This is a genomic window from Sphingobium sp. VMM, assembly GCF_056790315.1.
On the sequence record NZ_JBXGSI010000076.1, the window covers coordinates 1 to 331 of the forward strand.

Annotated in this window: 1 protein-coding gene; it reads right to left on the bottom strand. The window is 72.8% G+C overall.

Translation table 11 applies throughout. From position 1 onward, the window contains the following. The coding region (locus ACUCV3_RS27385) for an FAD-dependent oxidoreductase (RefSeq protein ID WP_482241483.1) at window positions 1–331 on the bottom strand (331 nt) is incomplete at both ends.

Sequence of the window (331 nt, forward strand, 5' to 3'; positions counted from 1 at the left end):
GACGCCCGAACGGGTGATGATCTCGCGGATGGCGCGATCGGTCCGGTCGACGGTCTCGACCCCGTCCGACCAGAGGACCGGCACCCCGGCGGCGTCGAGCAGGTCGCGGAAATAGGGGGCGGCAACGGCCGGGTCGAAGGCGTAGCGATTGCCCGGCATGCCGCCCGCCGCCGCCAGCGCGGCCATGGTGGTGCGGGCATAGCCGCCGACCGCATCGATATCGCGTATGTCGGTCCAGCTGAGCCCGCCGGCCAGCATGCCGCCGGGCTGGATTTCGCGCCAGCCGCCGATCAGCACCGCCGACGCGCCCAGATTGGCGGCGCTGACCGCA